Origin of the sequence: Acinetobacter sp. S4400-12, from assembly GCF_024129495.1 — a bacterium.
Classification (GTDB): domain Bacteria; phylum Pseudomonadota; class Gammaproteobacteria; order Pseudomonadales; family Moraxellaceae; genus Acinetobacter; species Acinetobacter lwoffii_C.
The window spans coordinates 1-379 of sequence record NZ_JAMXYB010000114.1; the positions used below are offsets into that span (position 1 = coordinate 1).

General features: G+C 36.9%; 1 protein-coding gene. It reads left to right on the plus strand.

From position 1 onward, the window contains the following. Positions 1-114 precede the first annotated feature (114 nt). Complete coding sequence (locus tag NI461_RS14150) at positions 115-306, plus strand: hypothetical protein (RefSeq protein WP_253157899.1); 192 nt, start codon at positions 115-117, stop codon at positions 304-306. The last annotated feature ends 73 nt before the right edge of the window (positions 307-379 follow it).

Below are 379 nucleotides of genomic sequence, written 5' to 3' on the forward strand. Positions count from 1 at the left end.
TTATCATTAATCGACATTTTTACCCACCAAAGTATTGAAACTTTCGATTTATCGTAATATTATTCAGTAATACAGTGATTCACTGATGCTCTATCAACATTTTAAGGACTTGCCATGAGTAATGTCGAAAGCAGAACAAAAGCAATCATCACACATACCACCCCGAACCGTCATCAGTTCCTGAGGGTCTGCGCGGCTGAAGCAGGAATGACGATTTCTAGCTTCACGGAACAAATCATTTCTGAAGCTCTATCGAAAGTTGAGAAATCAGACAATCCATTTTCTGAAGCCAAAAATAAACAATAAGCCCCTGAAAAGCTTATTAGTTTACTTAATTCAAGCTAAGAGTAAACAGAATGACAACACTTCAAGAACTTTG

Coding starts and splice junctions, on each gene's coding strand:
- NI461_RS14150 (WP_253157899.1), top strand. CDS start 115: ATGAGTAATGTCGAAAGCAGAACAAAAGCAATCATCACACATACCACC.